Below are 17,628 nucleotides of genomic sequence, written 5' to 3'. Positions count from 1 at the left end.
GGTGCCCATGTCAACCCCGGAGGCCCCATGACCCAGACCTGTCGCATCGTCTTCCCGCTCTATCCTGGGGTGACCCAGCTGGACTTCACCGCCCCCCATCAGGTTTTCAACCGTCTGCCCGGCGCCGAGACCATCGTCGCCTCGGTGGGCGGGGTCGAAATCGAGGGTGATGGCCTGGTCTTCGCCAGACTGGCCGATCTTGGCCAGATCGAGCACTGCGATGTGCTCTGCGTGCCCGGGGGCTTCGGGACGACGGCGGCCATGCTGGATGAGGACTTCATGGACTCGATCCGCCGCCTGGGGGCCAGCGCCCGTTACGTGACTTCGGTCTGCACCGGCTCCCTGATCCTGGCGGCGGCGGGCCTCTTAAAGGGACGCCGGGCGGCCTGCCACTGGGCCTGGCGCGACCTGCTGCCCCTGTTCGATGTGGAGATCGACGAGGGCCGCGTCTGCCGGGACGGCAATGTCATCACCGGCGGCGGGGTCACCGCTGGCCTCGACTTCGCCCTGGTCGCCGCCGCAGAAATCTTCGGTGAAGACGCGGCGCGGCGGGTGCAACTCGGGCTCGAATACGCCCCGGAGCCTCCATTTGAGGGCGGTCGGCCCGAGCTCGCCCTGCCGCACATCCGCGATCAGGTGCAGGCGGTCATGGCCGCAGCCCTGGCCGATCGCCGCGCCGGGGCCCTGGAGGCCGCCCGCAGGCTCAAGGCGCGGGCCGCCTGAGCGCTCAACGCCAGTCGAGCACCCCCATCTTGCACAGCCAGACCAGGCCGTAGGTGGTTCGCGCCCGCGCGGGCGGCGGGACGGTGGCCAGCAGGTCGCCAACCCGTCGCCAGCCCGCGCCTTGCAGTCCCTCGACCAGGCCCGTCAGCTCGACACGCCCCAGCCGCCACGCTTCCCCGTAGGTGTCGAGGGTGACGCCCGAATTCAGGGCCGGATCGCTCGCCGGGTCCACGCCCGGGCGCAGATTGATCTCGGTGTCGGCGGTCAGGCTGAGGGTGGCGAAGCTCCTGTGATCCCGGAAGGGATCCCCATGGATCGGATTCAGCCTCGGCCCCGGCACGGCCGCCGGCGCCTGGCGGCGAATTTCGGCCAGGCTGTCGAACAGGTCGCGATAGCCGACCACCACCTGCTTCCAGTCGAAGATCTCCCGAACCCGCGCCCGGCCGGCCGCCCCCATGCGCTTGCGCAATTCAGGGGAGACGGCGAGGTCGGCCAAGCCCCGGGCCGCGGCGCCGATGTCCACCGCTGTGTGCTGGGCCAGCTGTCCGGCATAGGCCTGGTAGGAATCAATGCGCTGCAGGTGCCGCCGCAACAGGCTGACGCTGGGGGGGCCAGGCGAGGGGATCAGGGTCGGGGCCAGGAACCCCTCCTGCCCATGGCGGATGGTGTACCGGTAGCCATCCCAGTCGCTGGCCACCACCGGCAGGCCCGCGGCCATGGCCTCCACCGGCGCAAGGCCAAAGGTCTCCTGGATGTTGTCCACAAGGGACAGGAAGATGTCGGCCGCCGCCCACATCTCGCCCAGCAGGACCGGGTCGTTGCCATCGATCCAGTGCAGGGTCGAGTTCGGCGCATAGGCGCGCCCGGCCGCCTCGAAATAGGCCCGGTGGCTCGCATCGGGAAACCAGCCGGCCAGGGCGAAGTGCAGGGGTCGCCCGGCGATCTGTCCGGCCTCCTCAACGGCCCGGAACATCGGCTGGGGCGTCGCCTTTTCGTAGAACGACAACCGGCCGACCCACAGGGCGAGCACGTCGTCGTCCCCCAGCCCGAGGCGCGTGCGTGTGGCCTGCCGGACATCGGGGCGATCGGCCAGGGCGAGGATCTCGTCCAGCTCGACCCCCAGCGGCAGGATCGGCAGGTGCGGCATAGGCCGCCTGGGTCCCCCGAACCGCTCCCCCAGATAGTCGGTCCAGCCCTCGAACAGGTCGCTGATGGACTCGTGCACCGAAGGCGAGGTGCAGATGATGGCGTCCCACGGGTGAACCGGCGCGAGGCTGGCCTGGGCGATCTCCTCCCGGGTCATGGGCGGGGCGATAGTGTGGATCAGGCCCACCAGGCTGTAGGCGCTGTCGAGGCCCGGTCCACGCCTGGCCCAGGCCATTTCCGCGAGATCGGCCTTGCCGCGGAACAGGGTCCCGGCCTGCCGCGCCCGGCTCAGCTCCAGCAGGGAGCCGGTCTCGATCTCGGTGGTCAGGGGGCTCGCCCCCTGCAGAGCCTCGGCGATCTCCTCCGCCGATGTTTCCAGGGCGGTCAGCAGATGAAGGCGGTCGAAGCCCCCGTGCCGGGCGAAGGCGCGGTAGAGGGCGAGGTTGGCCACATCGCGCCCGAAGGGGTTGGGTCCCAGGCCGAGCCCGCCGCCCAGATGGTGGATCGCCAGTTCGCCGGACATGTCTGATTCCCACCGCACATCACGGCGGTCGGCTGTTATCAGACGGCGTCGAGGCCGATGTCCAGCGCCGCGGCGGAGTGGGTGAGGGCGCCGACGCTGATCACGTCCACCCCGGTCTGCGCTATGGCCCGCACGCTTTCCAGATTGACCCCGCCGGAGGCTTCGAGAATGGCCCGGCCCTTGGCCGAGGCGACCGCGGCGCGCAGGTCGTCCAGGCTGAAATTGTCCAGCATCACCACGTCGGGACCATGCCGCAGGGCGTCTTCCAGCTGGTCCAGGCCGTCGACCTCCACCTCCACCTTCATCAGATGGCCGGCGAAGGCGCGGGCTCGCCGCACCGCCTCGGCGACCCCCCCGCAGGCGGCGATGTGATTATCCTTGATGAGGATGGCGTCATCCAGGCCAAACCGGTGATTGACCCCGCCGCCGCACCGCACGGCGTACTTCTCCAGAAGGCGCAGCCCAGGCGTGGTCTTTCGGGTGTCGACGATACGGGCGCCTGTCCCCTCGACCGCGTCCACATAGGCCCTCGTCAGGGTGGCCACGCCGCAGAGCCGTCCCAGCAGGTTAAGCCCCGTCCGTTCGGCCGACAGGATCGCCCGCGCATTTCCCTTCGCCCGGGCCAGAACTGAGCCCGCCGCCAGCCGCTCGCCGTCGGCGATCAGGGTCTCGAACTCGGCCGTGGGATCCAGGGCGGCCAGGGCCAGCCGCGCGCAGGCCAGGCCCGAAGCGACTCCCGGCTTGCGGGCGGCGAAGGCCACCGACAGCTGGGCGTCGGCGTCGATGCAGGCCATGGCCGTGACGTCGCCTGCCCGTCCCAGGTCCTCGGCCAGGGCCGCCCGGACAATGGGTTCAATGAGGAGATCAGGCAGGGGCGCGGTCATTCGGCGGCGATACAGGCGGAGGCGCCGGAGGCCGCGCCGAGGGTCAGAAAGGTGCGCTTGGGCTCGGCGGGCGCCTCCGGGGCGTCGAGCCGGAAATGGGCGCCCAGGCTTTCCTTGCGGTTCAGGGCGCAGCAGGCGGTGAGGCGCGCGGCGGTCAGATCGGCGCAGGCGCCATAGGCGCCCTCCAGCTCGTCGATCAGGCCGATCAGGCGGGTCAGGCCCGGGGCGTCGCGCACCACGCCGGCCTCGGCGCTCATGGCCATGCGCAGGCCCGAAAGGGCGGCGTCCGGCAGGACGGGCGCCACCACGCCAGGCAGGATGCGGGTGCGGACCTCGGCGGCCTCCCGGGCCGCGGCGCCGGCGCGGGTCCCGAATACGGCGGCCTCCAGCAGGGAGTTGGACGCCAGCCGGTTGGCGCCGTGCACCCCGGTGGAGGCGCACTCCCCCGCCGCATAGAGGCCAGTCAGGGTGGTGGCGCCGTCGGCGTCAGTGACGATCCCGCCCATGTGATAGTGGCAGGCCGGCGCGACCGGAATCGGCTGCGTCCGCGGATCAACGCCGCCGGACAGGCAGGCGGCGAACACCGCCGGAAAGGCCTCGGGGAAATGGTCGCCCACGGCGGCCCGCGCATCCAGATAGGCCCCGCGGCCGGCGGCGCGCTCGGCGTGGATGGCCCGGGCCACAACGTCCCGGGGGGCCAGTTCGGCGGCGGGATGGTAGCGGGCCATGAAGGCTTCGCCCGAACTGTTGATCAGCAAGGCGCCCTCGCCCCGCAGGGCCTCGGTGGCCAGGGGGGCGGGGTCGCGGCCGATATCGATGGCCGTGGGGTGGAACTGGACGAATTCAGGGTCGGCGATCATCGCTCCGGCCCGGGCCGCCAGGCCCAGACCCTCGCCGCGCAGCTCCGGCGGGGTGGTGGTCACCGCATAGAGGCCGCCAATGCCGCCGGTGGCCAGGATGACGGCGGGCGCCGTGATCTCATGGATCTGGCCGCCCTGTTCGACGATCACCCCGCGGACCTGCCCCTCTGCGTCCTGCAACAGGCCGCGCAGGCGCATCCCCGAACGGACTTCGATGTGACGCTGCGCAAGAGTGGCGGCGGTGACCGCGGCCATGATGGCGCGTCCGGCCTGGTCGCCCTTGACCCGGGCCACCCGGGCGCGGCTATGGGCGGCTTCAAGGCTGAGCGAAAAGGCCCCGGCGGCGTCGCGGTCGAAGGGCGCGCCCAATTCGGCCAGATGCCGTACGGCCGCCGCGCCCTCCCTCGCCAGCAGGGCCGCGCGGTCAGGATCCACCAGGCCCGCGCCTGCGGCGATGGTGTCGGCGGCGTGCAGGGCGGCGTCGTCCTCGTCTGACAGGGCTGCGGCCATGCCGCCCTGCGCCCAGGCTGAGGAACAGCCCTTGTTCAGGGGCGCACCGCTCAAGACCAGGGTCTTGCGAGGCGCAGCGGCCAGAGCCGCTGACAGTCCCGCCAGCCCCGCGCCGACGACGAGGACGCCGTCGTGCTGGGTGCGATGGGCCATCAGATCAGCTCCACATCCACATGGTGGCGGGCCTTGACCAGGTCATAGCGGGCCGGGACCGCCGGCGGCGGCAGGTCGATCATCCGCTGCACGGCCAGACGGGCGCGATCGGCGATCATCGGATCGACGAACACCTCGTACTGCTCCTTGATCAGGGCCTCGTAGATGTTTTCCAGGCTGATCCGCTTCATATGCGGGCACAGGTTGCAGGGCCGCAGGAACTCGGTGTCCACCGCGTCCACGGCCACATTGTCGGCCATGGAGCATTCGGTGACCAGGATCACCTGCTTGGGCTTCTTGGTCAGGACATAGTCGTTCATCGCCGCCGTCGAGCCGGCGAAGTCGGACACTTCCAGCACCTCGGCGGGGCATTCGGGATGGGCGAGGACCTGGGCGCCGGGATAGGCGGCCTTCATCTCCAGAATGTCCTTGGCCTCGAAGCGCTCATGCACCTCGCAGCGGCCCTGCCAGGCGATGATCTTGATGTCGGTCTGGCGGGCCACATTGCGGGCCAGGAATTCGTCGGGGATCAGGATCACCCGGTCGACGCCCCATTCCCTGGCCACATGCTCCACCACCTGAACCGCATTGGCGCTGGTGCAGCAGACATCGGTCTCGGCCTTCACGTCAGCGGTGGTGTTCACATAGGTGACCACCGGAATGCCGGGATAGCGGGCCTTGATCAGCCGCACGTCGTCCCCGGTGATCGAGGACGCCAGGCTGCAGCCGGCGCGCAGGTCGGGGATCAGGACGCGCTTGTCCGGCGACAGGATCTTGGAGGTCTCGGCCATGAAGTGCACGCCGGCCTGGATGATGATGGCCGCGTCCGAACGGGCGGCCTCCTTGGCCAGGCCCAGGCTGTCGCCCACATAGTCGCCGACCCCGTGGAAAATCTCCGGGGTCATGTAGTTGTGGGCCAGGATGACCGCGTTCTTCTCCCGCTTGATGCGGTTGATCTCGGAGATCAGCGGGGCCTGGAGACGCCACTCCATGGGCGTGACGTGTTTCTTGACCCGTTCCCAGAGCGCCTGGGTTTCGGCTTCGACCTGCGGGGTGAAGGCGAGGGGGGCAAATCCGTCGGCGGCCATGGCGTCCTCCTTATGCTCAAAGTGAGCATTTCTCTGGCCCAAAAAAGTGCGCCTGGGGCTGTGATCGAGGCGCTCTGATATGCTCAAAACGAGCATAAGCTGTCGAAACACATATAGACCCTTGGCCGCCGGATGCAAGCACCCGCTTTTTCGCCGTCTTCTTGTCGCCTATAGCTGGTCTCCCGCTGGATGGGTCCAGCGTAGCTTTGGACGTCACTTGACCGCTCTCTTCCGCCCCCTGGCCGTGCTGCTCGCGAGTCTCACCCTGGCAGGGTGCCTGACCAGCTATGATCGGCCCCTCAACGCCGGTCGGTCCGCGGGCCTGGCGACGGTGGCGCGCAGTCTGTCGGACACGGGGCTGGAGCGGCTGACCGCTGACATGGATCCGGCCATGCTGGCCCTGGCCCAGCGCCATGATCCAGTCCGGCGCAAGGATTACTGGGGGCGGACGCCGGGCTGGGAGACCTACGACCTGGCCACCCTGCCGACCCTGGGCTTTGGCTCCGCCTTTGATCTGGCGGCCCGGGAGATCAACGCCTTCAAGCCCTTCGCCGGCCTGCCGATCAACGCCATGGACCCCTTTGTCCTGCGGGCGTCACGTCAGGACCGCACCCAGGCCCTGCGCTGCTTGAGCCAGGCCATCTATTACGAGGCCGCGCGGGAGCCCCGGGATGGCCAGCGGGCCGTGGCCCAGGTGGTGCTGAACCGGGTTCGCCACCCCGCCTATCCGAACTCGGTGTGCGGCGTGGTCTTCCAGGGCTCGGCGCGCAGCACCGGCTGCCAGTTCAGCTTCACCTGCGACGGCTCTCTGACCTGGGCCCCTGAGCCCTGGCTGTGGCGCGAGGTAGAGGCGGTCGCGCGCGAGGCCCTGGACGGCTTTGTCGAGGGCGGGGTCGGGTCGGCCACCCACTATCACGCCGACTATGTGGCCCCCTACTGGGCCCCAACCCTGGTGAAGATGACCAAGGTCGGTGCGCATATCTTCTATCGATGGACCGGCCCCATGGGGGAGCCGCCGGCCTTCACCAGCCGCTATGCCGGGGGGGAGGAAAACCTGTCAGTGGCCATCCTGGGGGGTGTCGATTCGCGTACCCAGGGGCTGTTCAACATTGGTGGCCAGGGCCTGACGCCGGGCCGTCAGGTCACCCTGGCCCTGGCTGGCGAGGTCCGGACCTATGAGGTGGCCGAGCCGGGGGTGGGCGAGGCCCAAACCCGGGTCTCTGGCGTCCTCCAGCCCAGTCGCCGCCAGCCGACCCCTGAGGAAGTGCGCCAGATCAACGAGCGCCTGGCTCAGATTGAAGCCGACCTGGACGGGCCGCCTGCGCCGCAGGGCGCGCCCCTCGACTAGAGGCCGTTGAACGCGTCCGGATAGGCCAGGGTCAGGGGCGCTTCAAAGGCGCCGTCCTCCAGGGCCAGGGCCATGAAGGCCGGCGAGCCCGCATAGGGCGAGGCGATCACGCCTGCGGCCTGGGCCGAAAAGCCGAACCGTGGATAATAGTCAGGGTGACCCAGCACCGCGACGCCATGGGCCCCGCATTCCTTGCAGAACTCCAGTCCCGCCTGCACCAGGGCCGAGCCCAGACCCTTGTGCTGCCGGTCAGGGACCACCGCCATGGGGGCCAGGGCCAGATAGAGATTTACGCTGTCGGCCCACAGGCGGCTGAACAGGATGTGGCCGACGATCTCGCCGTCCTCTTCGGCCGCCATCTCGAACACCGCGTCGCCATCCGCCCGAAGCCGCTCCACCAGATCAGCCTCGGCAGGCCCGGAAAAGGCGGCCAGATTCACCGCGCGGATGGCGGCGTGGTCCGCAGGGCGGGCGTGTCGGATCATGGAGTCGTATCCCTTCCAAGCAAACACCCGCAGTCCAGTCGCCATGGGTCCTCGGGTGGGGCCCAGGGGCGGCGGTCGAGTTGCGCCGAGCCTCCTCAGTCCCCCAGGACCCACTCCACGTCGGCGCCCAGGGCATTGAGGTTCTCGACGAAGTTGGGGTGGGCGCGCTTGATCGGGGCGGCGTTGTAGATGGTCGATTTGCCCTCGATGCTGGCGGCCAGCATGAACAGCGCGATCGCCACCCGGATGATGTAGGGGCTCTCCACCTCGGCCGGGAACAGCGGCTTGCCCCCATAGGTGATCACCCGGTGGGGGTCGCACAGCACCGCGTGGCCGCCGAACTTGGCCAGTTCAGAGGTCCAGCCGAGCGCGCCCTCATAGACCTTGTTCCAGAACATCACCGAGCCCTCGGCCCGGACGCCCAGGGCGATGAAGATCGGCAGGAGGTCGGCCGGAACATAGGGCCAAGGCGCGGCCTCGACCTTCTGCAGGATGTGGGTGGTGTAGGGCTGGCGCACCCGGAGCGGGCCGTCCAGCCGGGCCCGCGACCAGCCGTCCTGGTGGGTCACCTCGACGCCGAACTTGGCGAAGGTCCGGTCGATCAGGGGGAAGGACTCCGAGGCGCCGTTGCGCACCGCCACGTCGCCGCCGGTGATGGCGCCCATGGCCAGGAAGGTGGCCACCTCGTGGAAGTCGTCCTGGAAGGTGAAGGTGGTCCCCGTAAGTCCTTCGACCCCCTCGATGGTCAGGGTCGAGGCGCCGACCCCCTGGACGCTGGCGCCCATCTGGATGAGGAAGCGACAGAACTCCTGGACGTGCGGCTCGCAGGCCGCGTTGACCAGCTGCGAGGTCCCCTTGGCCGTGGCCGCGCAGATGGCGAAGTTCTCGGTGGTGGTCACCGAGGCGTAGTCCAGCCAGTGGCGGGTGGCGTGGAAGCCGTCCGGCGTGGAGATCAGGATGGCCCCTTCGCGGGTCTCGACCCGGGCGCCGAAAGCTTCAAACACCTCCAGGTGCGGATCGATCTCCCGGGCGCCCAGGGTGCAGCCCTTGGCCTCGTCCTCCAGGCTCGCCTGGCCAAACCGGTGCAGCAGGGCCGGGATCAGCATCACTGAAGACCGCATGCCCAGCGGCAGGTGCGCGCCCTCGGCCCGCAGGTTCTCGCCGTGGTGCAGGCGCAGGGTCCCGGTGGCGTAGTCCATGTCCACCTGGCTGCCCAGGGACTGGAAGAATTCCAGGATCTTGCGCACGTCGGTGATGTCCGGCACCCGGTGCAGCACCAGGGGCGCGTCGCTGAGCAGGGTCGCGCACAGCACCGGCAGGACGGCGTTCTTGTTGGCGGAGGGCGTGATCTCGCCCCGCAGGGGGCGACCCCCGCGTACGATCAGATTGGTCATAGGCCCTCGTGTAGCAGTCGGGGGAACGCCTACCAGGCGCCGATCTTCTCGGCTTCGGCGTGGCTGATCGGATTATGCGCCTTGCGGTGGTCCTCCTCGGCGAGGAATCGCACCGCCTCCAGGGCGGCCATACAGCCCATGCCCGCCGCAGTCACCGCCTGTCGATAGACGTCGTCGGTGACGTCGCCGGCGGCGTAGACGCCCTCGATCTCGGTCGAGGCTGTCCCGGCCTTCACGTCAAGATAGCCGGCGGCGTCCATGGACAGCTGGCCCTTGAACAGCTCCGAGGCCGGCGCGTGACCGATGGCCACGAAGACGCCCGCGCTGTGGATGATCTGGGTCTCGCCGGTCTTGACGTTTTTCAGCCGCACCCCGGTGACGCCCAGGGGATCGGTGTCGCCAAGCACCTCGTCGACGGCGCTGTCCCAGATCACCTCGACCTTGGGATGGGCGAACAGGCGCTCCTGCAGGATCTTCTCGGCCCGCAGCTCGCCCCGCCGGTGGACTAGGGTCACCTTGGACGCGAAGTTGGTGAGGAACAGGGCCTCCTCCACCGCGGTGTTGCCGCCGCCGACCACCACCACATCCTTGCCGCGATAGAAGAAGCCGTCGCAGGTGGCGCAGGCCGAGACGCCGAAACCCTGGAACTTCTGCTCGCTGTCGAGACCCAGCCACCGGGCCTGAGCGCCGGTGGCGATGATCAGGGTCTCGGCCAGCCACACCTGGCCGGAATCGCATTCCAGGCGGAAGGGCCGCTGGGATAGGTCCACCTTCAGGACGATATCGTTGACGATTTCCGTGCCCACATGCACGGCCTGGGCCTGCATCTGCTCCATGAGCCACGGGCCCTGGATCGCCTCGGCGAACCCCGGATAATTTTCCACGTCGGTAGTGATGGTCAGCTGTCCGCCGGGCTGGAGGCCGGCGATCAGGACGGGGTTCAACAGGGCCCGGGCGGCGTAGACCGCAGCGGTGTAGCCGGCGGGGCCGGACCCGATGATGAGGCAGCGTGTGGTGCGAGGCTCAGACATGGGTCCTATTTAGAGAAGATTCCGCGATGCGCGAGGGGCGGGGGCGCAACAAGATGGTCCACCGCCCGTTGAGTGGGCATGACCGACCAACCCGCCACGCCCCCCACAACGCCCCTCGACACGCCGCAAACCTCGCCGCCAAGCGCCGCGTCGGCCCCGCCGGGGACGGCCAGCCGCAGCAGCCTGCGGACGACAGGGACGTGGCTGGGTATCGGGACCGCCTTGGGCGCCGGCGCGGGCGCGGCCCTGGGGAGCATCGCCCTGGGGGTCGCTTTTGGCGTGGGAATAGGCGCCGTTTTTGGCGTATTTCGTGCGCGAAAAGGGCCTATTCGACCGATTTAATGGGCTGTTTCCAGGTGGGGCGCTAGGCTGACGCCCTGGCTGCAGGAGCCCGCCGTGCCCAACCCCTTCGAAATCGAGATCGCCGGCCGCAGGATCGGTCCGGGCCACCCGCCCTTCGTGATCTGCGAGCTGTCGGGGAACCACAACGGCGACCTCGACCGCGCCCTGGCCATGATCGATGCGGCGGCGGCCACCGGCTGCGACGCCATCAAGATTCAGACCTACACCGCCGACACCATCACCATGGACATCGACCGCCCGGAGTTCCGGATCGAGGGCGGACTTTGGGACGGCCGCAGCCTTCATGAGCTCTATCAGGAGGCCCAGACCCCCTACGAATGGCATCCGGCCCTGTTCGCGCGGGCCAGGGCGCGGGGCGTGATCCTGTTCTCAAGCCCGTTCGACGAGACCGCGGTCGATCTGCTGGCGGAGCTGGATGCGCCGGCCTTCAAGATCGCCTCCTTTGAGGCCATCGACCTGCCGCTGATCGCCTATGCGGCCCGGCGCGGCAAACCCCTGATCATCTCCACCGGCATGGCCAACCTGGCCGAGATCGAGGCCGCCCGGGACACCGCGCTCGCGGCCGGCGCCGCCGGCGTCGTCCTGCTGCATTGCGTGTCCAGCTATCCGGCCAGCTTCGCCGACGCCAATCTCCGCACCATCCCCGACATGGCGAGCCGGTTTGGCTGTCCGGTCGGACTGTCGGACCACACGCCGGGTACGGCGGCGGCGGTGGCCGCGGTGGCCCTGGGCGCCTGCGTGATCGAGAAGCACTTCACCCTGGCCAGGGCTGACGGGGGCCCGGATGCGGCCTTTTCCCTGGAGCCGGACGAGTTTTCCGCCCTGGTGCGGGACAGCCGCGCGGCCTGGGAGTCCCTCGGGGCGGCGCAGTACGAGCTGCTGGGGTCGGAGCGGGCCAACGCCCAGTTCCGACGCTCCCTCTATGTGGCGGCCGACGTGAAGGCCGGGACACAGCTCAGTCCCAGCGATGTACGCTCGATCCGGCCGGGCATGGGTCTTTCGCCCCAACACCGCGACGCGGTCGTCGGTCGTGTGGCCGCCCGGGATCTCCGGCGGGGCGAACCCCTGGCCTGGAACATGCTGAAGGACGCCTAGTCGAAGGCGTAGCCCTTGGCGCGCAGGCGGTCTCGGCTGGCCTCGCGCACCATGGCCCAGTCGTCGGCCAGCAGGCCGAGGCCCACCACGTCGCGGGGCTCGCCGTTTTTCCACACGTGCTGGCGCAGCAGGGCCTCACGGCGGAAGCCGAAGGACTCGTGCAGCCGCCACACGGCCTCGTTCTCCACCAGGACTTCGCAGCAGAGCTTGGAGAGGCCCATGGGCCCAAACACATGCTCGATCACCCAATATTCCACATAGGCGCCCACGCCCTTGCCCCGCACCGAGGGCGAGGCGAGGTAGTAGGCCCAGGCGCATTTCCGGTGAGCCGGCGAGATGTCGGCGAGGTTGGCCAGCCCCACGGGCTCGCCGTCCAGCTCGATGATCCAGTAGCGCCGGGCCGGGTCTGAGAGCGCCGCGGCGAACCAACGGGCGTGGTCGGCTTCGCTGATCTCGGCGTCCGTATACATCCATTGCGCAACGTCGGACTGGTTACGCCAGGCGCGCAGGCGGTCGCGATCAGCGGCGGAGACGTCGCGCAGCAGGACCTGCGGACCGCTCATCAGGCCACCGCCGAAATCCTGGCCGCGGGACCCAGGCTTTGGGCCATCCGCCCGGCCAGGGCCGAGAACCGGGCCCCAATGTCGGCGGACTCCCAGCCGGCCACGATGAAGCGGCCCTGATGACGTTGGTCGAGTTCTGCCTCAAGGCGGGCCAGGCGTTGCACCGCCTCGACCGAGGGACAGGCGAAACGGGTGCGCATATTGGTCAGGACGCAGGCGTCGAGGATCATCGGGCGCCGGGCGAAGGGGGCGAGCAGGCGCAGGACCTCGGCTCGCAGCACCTCGTCGCCGACCTCATCGACGCATTCGACGCTGACCAGGGTCTCGCCGCGGCTCTGATAGACGCGCAGCGCGCTGACCATGCCCTCACCGGTATAGTTGCGGATGGTGAGCGGCAGGGGGGCTTCCAGCCGGGCGCGGAACACATAGCTCGCCACCCGCTCGCCAATCAGGCGGGGCTTGGGCGATTTCTGATCGGCCAGATCGAACAAGGGGAGGGGGTCTGCGGCCCAGACCACCCGCTCGTCCTCGGTGCAGCCATGGGCGGCTTCCCGGGGCGAAACCAGGCTGTGCAGCCGGATCTCGACGCCAAGGCGAGCCAGGGCGCGGCTGGCCGATGCGAACAGGCCATTCAGCCCGTCCCGCGGGACGGCGCCGCGGCGGGGGGTGGAGACGTTGGCGGCGGCGGCTTCGCCCACCGGCGTCAGGCGGACCTCGTGGAGGCCGAGCGCCGGGGCGGCGCTGGCATGGACCTGATCGAGCCAGACGCCCAGGCGCCACTGGCAATAGTGGGCCAGGGGATCGGCGGCGGCCCGGGGATAGGCCCGCAGAATGTCACTGAGGGTTTCCGGTCCGGGGCCTGCGGAACCGGCCAGCGCCTCGGCGGCGAGGACGGGCCCCTCGCCCCAGCTCGCGCGAGGCCCGGTCGGGGACGGGCTGATGGCTCCGGCATGGAGATCAACCTCGTCGAAGGCGATACCGCACCACTCAAGGGCCTGGCGGATCGGGTCCTGAGCCGGGCCAAAGGCGAATTCGCCGTCGCGGAGCTCAAGGCCGTGCGACACCCGCGGCAGGCTCCAGCCCCCGAGCCGATCGAGGGCGTCCTCCAGGACGATCTCCCGGGCGCCGAGACGGTGGGCCTCAAAGGCGGCGAGGATGCCCGTGAGACCCCCGCCAATGATACGAACCTTGGTCATGCCTTGGCCTCCCCGACCCGCATGTGAAGGGCGAGCATGCAGGCCAAGGTCGGAAAACTCGGTTAAGGCGCCTGCGTCAGACGGTCGCGGCCTGGACGAGCAGCGGCCAGAAGGCCTCGGCCACCCGGGCAGCGCCTTCGCCGTCGCACAGTTCAGCGCTCTTTTCGGCCAGGCTGGCGCGCAGGGTCTCGTCGATGAACAACCGGGTCATGGCCCGGTCAAAGTCGACGCCGAAGGAGTCTGACCGCCCGTCGACCATCAGCACCGCGCCGGCCTTGGCGAGCGCCGTGGCGGCGGGGACCTGGTTGTCGGCGATGGTCACCACGACGCTGGGCAGACCCAGGACGCAACGCTCCCACATGGCCGAGCCCGCCGCGCCGACGGCGAGGTCTGCGGCGGTGGCCAGTTCGGCCATTTCCGGGGTGTCCACATGCAGGGTGAGACGTGGGTCGTGGGCGGCGACACGGGTCAGGCCCTTGCGGCTCGGGGCGCTCGCGCCGACCACCACGTCAAGCTGCGTTTCGCCGTAGCGACGGCGCAACTGCTCGACCACCTTGCCGGTGATCCCATCCAGATCGGTCAGGCCCATGGAGACCAGCACCCGGCGAGGCGCGCCCTGACGCCGGGCCAGCGCGGCGTTGCGCAGGGCGGCGAAGGCTGGCCGTACGGGTGCGTATTTCGGCCCCAGCAGCAGGCGTGCGCCGGTGGTCAAGCCGCGATAGTCGGCCTCGATGCGGGCGGGACCGGAGTCCAGCACCAGGGCGCCGCCCAGGGGCCGGTTGGCCAGATCGTCGATGACCAGGGCCGGGCGGCCGTCGGCGATGGCCTCATGCTCGGCGCGGGCGAGGCCATAGTGGTCGAACACCACCGCCTCGAAAGCCTGGCGGCCGGTGAGGTCGGCGAGGATCTCCGGCGCCATGGAGGCCACGGCCCGCCGGGGCAGGTCCGGGGCGTAGACCGCCAGGATCGCCTCCACATGGGAATCGGCCATGAACTCGCACCGGGCGCCGCGCTCGGTGAGAGCCGCGGCCAGGGTGAGGCTGCGCATGACATGGCCGCCTCCGACCTCTGGGCCGGCATTGGCGATGAACAGAACCCGCGGGGTCATAGGCGTGGCGCTCCGCCAAAGGAGGTCAGCTCCGGCCGGGCCCGCACAAAGGCGCGGACATCGTCGGAGGAAAAGGCCGGATTGCCCGGATAGAGCCCCTCATAGACCCTGCGGACGAACTCATAGTCGTCGCCGGTGTCGACGGTCCAGCGGACCTGGCCCTCATCGACGGGGGGATCGAGACGCGCGACGCGGTAGCGGTCGGGCCCGTTGCGCACCGCCCAGGTGACGTGCTCCCGGGCCTCAGGGCTGTGATCCTCGGCCGCCGTGCGCCGCAGGGCGGCCGCGGCGATAACCTCCACGTCCTGGCCCTTGGGGTAGCCCGACGGGTCATAGCGGTTGTGGGTGTAGTCGGCGTTCTGCGTCAGGTGCAGGTCGATGGTGGCGTCGATGACCTCGGGGTCGATCAGCGGGCAGTCCCCGGTCAGCCGCACCACATGGTCGGCGGGCCAGACCTCCAGGGCGCCCAGGAAGCGGGCCAGGACGTCAGCCAGGGGGCCGCGGTGAACGGCGACTCCGGCCTCTTCAAGAACCTGGACCAGGCGGTCGTCGCTGGCCTCCAGGCTGGTGGCGACCACGATCTGGTCGATCTGGCGCGCGCGCCGGACCCGCTCGATCTGGCGCAGCAGCAGGGGCGCGCCGGCGAGCGGCAGCAGCACCTTGCCGGGCAGACGGGTGGAACTGAGGCGGGCCTGAAGAAGGGCGAGAATCAATCGGGGGCTCCTGTGCGCGCAGGGTAGCCCTCATTGCGGCGGCAAGGCGCCGTCCTGCGCGCTGAAGCGCCCTATTCCTTGACGAAAAAGCCCCCAGGCGCCGAGGCCCAGCCAAATTTCTCGATCCGAGGCGGCGCGCCGTCGAAGAATTCCTCCAGGGCCTCGCTTTCGCCGGGCCATTCGCGGATGGCGTATTCATCGAGCAGGACCACGCCGCCGGTGAGGATGCGCGGCCAGAAGGCCTTCAGGGCCTCCAGGGTCGGTTCATAGAGGTCCATGTCCAGGTGCAGCAGGGCGATGCGCAGGCCCGGATGCTCGGCCACATAGGCGTGGGCGGTCTCCTTCACGTCGCCGTCGATCAGCTCGACCCGCGGCCGCTGGGGCACGAAGGAGTCGGCGTTGAAGGCGTCGACCAGGGCGAACAGGGTGTCGCGGAACTGGGCCGGGTTCCAGCCCTCGGCGGTATTGCCGACGCGGGCGTCCAGACCGTCCTTTTCGGAGCGGTCGGCCAGGCCCCGGAAGTGGTCGAAGCCCAGCACTTTTCGCGTGCGGTCGCCGGGGCTGAAGGTCTCCAGGAAGCGGGCGAAGGTCAGCAGGGAGGCGCCCTTATAGACCCCGCACTCGACGATATCGCCGGGCATGTCTTCGATCAGCTTGAAGACCTCGTAGTGGGCGAAGGCCTTCATGAAGTGCATCCGCCGGCCAAAGGAGGCCAGGTTGGCGATCAGGTCGTGATCGTCCAGGTGCGACTTCAGCAGGCTGCGAAGGGTCTCGTCAGCGGGGATCTTGGGGGCGGGGCTCATGGGCGTTCCTCGGAGGCGATCAGGTCCGGATGCAAGGCGGCGAAGGCCTCGAACCCGTCGGCCCGACGATTGCGCCAGCCGCGCGCGATGACCTCGGGCGCAAGCAGGTCGCCGAACCGGACCTGGATGGAGTAGCGATGCCGTGGGCCGGGATTGTAGCCTGACCGGTGGGGCACAGTGTTGTGGAACATCAGCACGTCGCCGGGCTGGAGTTCAGGCTTGCGGCTCCGGGCCTCGAAGTCCGCATGGAGGGCCTGGGCGACAAAGGCGTCACGCCCGCCCAGGGGCTGGCCGGCCGCATCACGCTTGAGGCGGATATCGACGGGGTGGAGGCGGGCCTCGGTGGTCTCCACCACATCGACCCCGCCATTGGCTGCACCCGAGGGCGTCAGCGGCGTCCAGGCGGTGACTGAGCGGTGGCAGAGCATGTTGTAGGGATAGTCCTGGTGCCAGTCGAACCCGCGCCAGGGCTCGCCCGCCAGGTCCATGCGGAAGACGGCGTGCTGGAAAGGGCTGTGTAGTCGCTTCGCCCCGGTCATCGCCTGGGCGGCCTGCCGGAGGGGTTCGGCGGTGACGATGCGGCGAAAGACGTCGGTCTCGCGCATGGCGTCATAGACCTGGCCCAGGGCCCCGCGGTCAGCGGCCCGCAGGGCGTCGATCAGGGCGTCCACATCGGCGTCTGACCCGGCGTCCGCACCGGCGGCCCGCAGCATGTCAATGAAGGTCTCCAACGCCTCGTTCACGAGCGCCGCGGGCAGCAGGCCCTTCAGCTCTTTGACAAGGGGCGGGGCGGTCACGGCGGGGCTCCAGCGCTGGGAGAACCGGGGCAGGCTAGGGCGGCGGCTCTAAGCAATTGTTAACCGTAGGAGGCCTGCGACAAGCCGCGCCGACGGGAACCGATCAGCCATGGCGACGCTGTGTTGAGGCAACAGACCTTGAGGGACGCTGATGATCCGTTTGACCCTGTCGGGCGCCGCCTGCGCCTTGCTTCTGGCCGGCTGCGGCGATCGTGAGGAGCCCGCCGAGCCGGTGGATCCGGTGGCCGAAGCCGCCGCAGCGCGGGCTGAACCCTCGCCATTGGCGGCCCAGAACGCCGCGCCCGCCCCAGCCAGACCCGCGGCGACCACGATCCAGACCAATACCGGCCCCGACGGAACTCAGGTGGATCTGACCCGCGTGCGCGTAACCGGTAATGTCCTGACCGTTGAACTGAGCTATCGCCCGGCGGGCAACGACACCCAGTGGGTCTATCTGGACGCCGACGAGGTGAGCATCATTGATGACGCCACCTCCCAGCGCTACGGCGTGCTTCGCGACGACAGCAATCAATGGATGGCCGCGCCCCTGCAATCGGCCTCCCGCGACCGTCTGTCGGTCCAGCTGCGCCGTGGTCAGCCGGGCATTGTCTGGTTCAAGTTTCCTGCCCCGCCGGCGGGCTCGCCGACGGTCTCCATCAATATTCCGAATGTCGGTCCCTTTGACGGGGTGGCGGTCCAGCGGTGATCACTTGGCGATCGGCTACGCTCTGCGGCGCGCTGTGGGCCCTCGCCGCGTGCGGGGCGCCAGAGGGGGCCGCCGATCCGCAAGGCCCAGAGCCTGGGCCGCCGACTGAAGCGGTCGCCCCGCCACCACAGGCCCCGCC

At 69.6% G+C, this 17,628-nt stretch carries 17 protein-coding genes; 4 read left to right on the top strand and 13 right to left on the bottom strand.

What is annotated here, in order from left to right:
* The first annotated feature begins 27 nt into the window (after positions 1-27).
* The gene (locus Q8K84_RS02095) at positions 28-723 is read left to right on the top strand and encodes a DJ-1/PfpI family protein (protein ID WP_305280151.1); all 696 of its coding nucleotides are present in this window, start codon (positions 28-30) and stop codon (positions 721-723) included.
* Positions 724-727: 4 nt separating this feature from the next.
* Here the strand turns inward: Q8K84_RS02095 and Q8K84_RS02090 are convergent, their stop codons facing one another.
* Genes Q8K84_RS02090 through nadA form a run of 4 tightly spaced genes read right to left on the bottom strand, consistent with a single transcriptional unit; the run spans position 728 to position 5,887 of the window.
* Complete coding sequence (locus tag Q8K84_RS02090; RefSeq protein ID WP_305280148.1) at positions 728-2,392, bottom strand: glycosyltransferase family 4 protein; 1,665 nt, start codon at positions 2,390-2,392, stop codon at positions 728-730.
* Between the two features lie 38 nt (positions 2,393-2,430).
* Positions 2,431-3,276, bottom strand: coding sequence for a carboxylating nicotinate-nucleotide diphosphorylase (gene nadC / locus Q8K84_RS02085; RefSeq protein WP_305280146.1), 846 nt, complete (start codon positions 3,274-3,276; stop codon positions 2,431-2,433).
* Complete coding sequence (locus Q8K84_RS02080; RefSeq protein ID WP_370867817.1) at positions 3,273-4,802, bottom strand: L-aspartate oxidase; 1,530 nt, start codon at positions 4,800-4,802, stop codon at positions 3,273-3,275. The genes nadC and Q8K84_RS02080 overlap by 4 nt, the downstream gene beginning before the upstream one ends.
* A complete protein-coding gene (gene nadA, locus Q8K84_RS02075) occupies positions 4,799-5,887 on the bottom strand; it encodes a quinolinate synthase NadA (protein ID WP_305280141.1) in 1,089 nt (362 codons plus the stop codon). The genes Q8K84_RS02080 and nadA overlap by 4 nt, the downstream gene beginning before the upstream one ends.
* A gap of 217 nt (positions 5,888-6,104) precedes the next feature.
* Between nadA and Q8K84_RS02070 the strand changes: the two genes are divergently transcribed.
* Positions 6,105-7,235, top strand: a complete 1,131-nt coding sequence (locus Q8K84_RS02070) for a cell wall hydrolase (RefSeq protein WP_305280137.1) — start codon at positions 6,105-6,107, stop codon at positions 7,233-7,235.
* Here Q8K84_RS02070 and Q8K84_RS02065 read toward each other — a convergent pair.
* From Q8K84_RS02065 to trxB, 3 genes are all read right to left on the bottom strand, one after another.
* A complete protein-coding gene (locus Q8K84_RS02065) occupies positions 7,232-7,720 on the bottom strand; it encodes a GNAT family N-acetyltransferase (RefSeq protein WP_305280135.1) in 489 nt (162 codons plus the stop codon). The genes Q8K84_RS02070 and Q8K84_RS02065 overlap by 4 nt on opposite strands.
* Before the next feature lie 95 nt (positions 7,721-7,815).
* On the bottom strand, positions 7,816-9,114 hold the full coding sequence (locus Q8K84_RS02060) for a UDP-N-acetylglucosamine 1-carboxyvinyltransferase (protein ID WP_305280133.1): 1,299 nt from the start codon (positions 9,112-9,114) through the stop codon (positions 7,816-7,818).
* A gap of 29 nt (positions 9,115-9,143) precedes the next feature.
* Entirely contained in the window at positions 9,144-10,145 is a 1,002-nt protein-coding gene (gene trxB / locus Q8K84_RS02055) for a thioredoxin-disulfide reductase (protein WP_305280131.1), read from the bottom strand.
* 396 nt (positions 10,146-10,541) lie between these two features.
* Between trxB and pseI the strand changes: the two genes are divergently transcribed.
* Positions 10,542-11,603, top strand: coding sequence for a pseudaminic acid synthase (gene pseI, locus Q8K84_RS02050; RefSeq protein WP_305280129.1), 1,062 nt, complete (start codon positions 10,542-10,544; stop codon positions 11,601-11,603).
* Here pseI and pseH read toward each other — a convergent pair.
* The 6 genes from pseH to Q8K84_RS02020 all read right to left on the bottom strand — a co-directional run bounded on the left by pseH (position 11,600) and on the right by Q8K84_RS02020 (position 16,783).
* A complete protein-coding gene (pseH, locus tag Q8K84_RS02045) occupies positions 11,600-12,166 on the bottom strand; it encodes a UDP-4-amino-4,6-dideoxy-N-acetyl-beta-L-altrosamine N-acetyltransferase (RefSeq protein WP_305280126.1) in 567 nt (188 codons plus the stop codon). The genes pseI and pseH overlap by 4 nt on opposite strands.
* Positions 12,166-13,362, bottom strand: coding sequence for an NAD(P)-binding protein (locus tag Q8K84_RS02040; RefSeq protein WP_305280125.1), 1,197 nt, complete (start codon positions 13,360-13,362; stop codon positions 12,166-12,168). The genes pseH and Q8K84_RS02040 overlap by 1 nt, the downstream gene beginning before the upstream one ends.
* A 76-nt stretch (positions 13,363-13,438) precedes the next feature.
* Positions 13,439-14,470, bottom strand: a complete 1,032-nt coding sequence (gene pseG, locus Q8K84_RS02035; RefSeq protein ID WP_305280123.1) for a UDP-2,4-diacetamido-2,4,6-trideoxy-beta-L-altropyranose hydrolase — start codon at positions 14,468-14,470, stop codon at positions 13,439-13,441.
* Entirely contained in the window at positions 14,467-15,183 is a 717-nt protein-coding gene (locus Q8K84_RS02030; protein WP_305280122.1) for a glycosyltransferase family protein, read from the bottom strand. Before Q8K84_RS02030 ends, pseG begins: the two co-directional genes overlap by 4 nt.
* Positions 15,184-15,254: 71 nt before the next feature.
* The gene (locus Q8K84_RS02025) at positions 15,255-15,986 is read right to left on the bottom strand and encodes a TylF/MycF/NovP-related O-methyltransferase (RefSeq protein WP_305280121.1); all 732 of its coding nucleotides are present in this window, start codon (positions 15,984-15,986) and stop codon (positions 15,255-15,257) included.
* The gene (locus Q8K84_RS02020) at positions 15,983-16,783 is read right to left on the bottom strand and encodes a phytanoyl-CoA dioxygenase family protein (RefSeq protein ID WP_305280119.1); all 801 of its coding nucleotides are present in this window, start codon (positions 16,781-16,783) and stop codon (positions 15,983-15,985) included. The genes Q8K84_RS02025 and Q8K84_RS02020 overlap by 4 nt, the downstream gene beginning before the upstream one ends.
* Positions 16,784-16,934: 151 nt before the next feature.
* Between Q8K84_RS02020 and Q8K84_RS02015 the strand changes: the two genes are divergently transcribed.
* Positions 16,935-17,489, top strand: a complete 555-nt coding sequence (locus Q8K84_RS02015; RefSeq protein WP_305280117.1) for a hypothetical protein — start codon at positions 16,935-16,937, stop codon at positions 17,487-17,489.
* The last annotated feature ends 139 nt before the right edge of the window (positions 17,490-17,628 follow it).

The sequence above is a fragment of the Phenylobacterium sp. genome, from assembly GCF_030679875.1.
In the GTDB taxonomy this organism is placed as follows: Bacteria; Pseudomonadota; Alphaproteobacteria; order Caulobacterales; family Caulobacteraceae; genus Phenylobacterium.
The sequence above is the reverse complement of the archived record's forward strand: the minus strand, read 5'-3'. Positions and strand labels throughout refer to the sequence as shown.

Coding starts and splice junctions, on each gene's coding strand:
- Q8K84_RS02090 (WP_305280148.1), bottom strand. CDS start 2,392: ATGTCCGGCGAACTGGCGATCCACCATCTGGGCGGCGGGCTCGGCCTG.
- pseG (WP_305280123.1), bottom strand. CDS start 14,470: ATGACCCCGCGGGTTCTGTTCATCGCCAATGCCGGCCCAGAGGTCGGA.
- Q8K84_RS02060 (WP_305280133.1), bottom strand. CDS start 9,114: ATGACCAATCTGATCGTACGCGGGGGTCGCCCCCTGCGGGGCGAGATC.
- Q8K84_RS02040 (WP_305280125.1), bottom strand. CDS start 13,362: ATGACCAAGGTTCGTATCATTGGCGGGGGTCTCACGGGCATCCTCGCC.
- Q8K84_RS02065 (WP_305280135.1), bottom strand. CDS start 7,720: ATGATCCGACACGCCCGCCCTGCGGACCACGCCGCCATCCGCGCGGTG.
- Q8K84_RS02025 (WP_305280121.1), bottom strand. CDS start 15,986: ATGAGCCCCGCCCCCAAGATCCCCGCTGACGAGACCCTTCGCAGCCTG.
- nadC (WP_305280146.1), bottom strand. CDS start 3,276: ATGACCGCGCCCCTGCCTGATCTCCTCATTGAACCCATTGTCCGGGCG.
- nadA (WP_305280141.1), bottom strand. CDS start 5,887: ATGGCCGCCGACGGATTTGCCCCCCTCGCCTTCACCCCGCAGGTCGAA.
- Q8K84_RS02095 (WP_305280151.1), top strand. CDS start 28: ATGACCCAGACCTGTCGCATCGTCTTCCCGCTCTATCCTGGGGTGACC.
- trxB (WP_305280131.1), bottom strand. CDS start 10,145: ATGTCTGAGCCTCGCACCACACGCTGCCTCATCATCGGGTCCGGCCCC.
- Q8K84_RS02015 (WP_305280117.1), top strand. CDS start 16,935: ATGATCCGTTTGACCCTGTCGGGCGCCGCCTGCGCCTTGCTTCTGGCC.
- pseH (WP_305280126.1), bottom strand. CDS start 12,166: ATGAGCGGTCCGCAGGTCCTGCTGCGCGACGTCTCCGCCGCTGATCGC.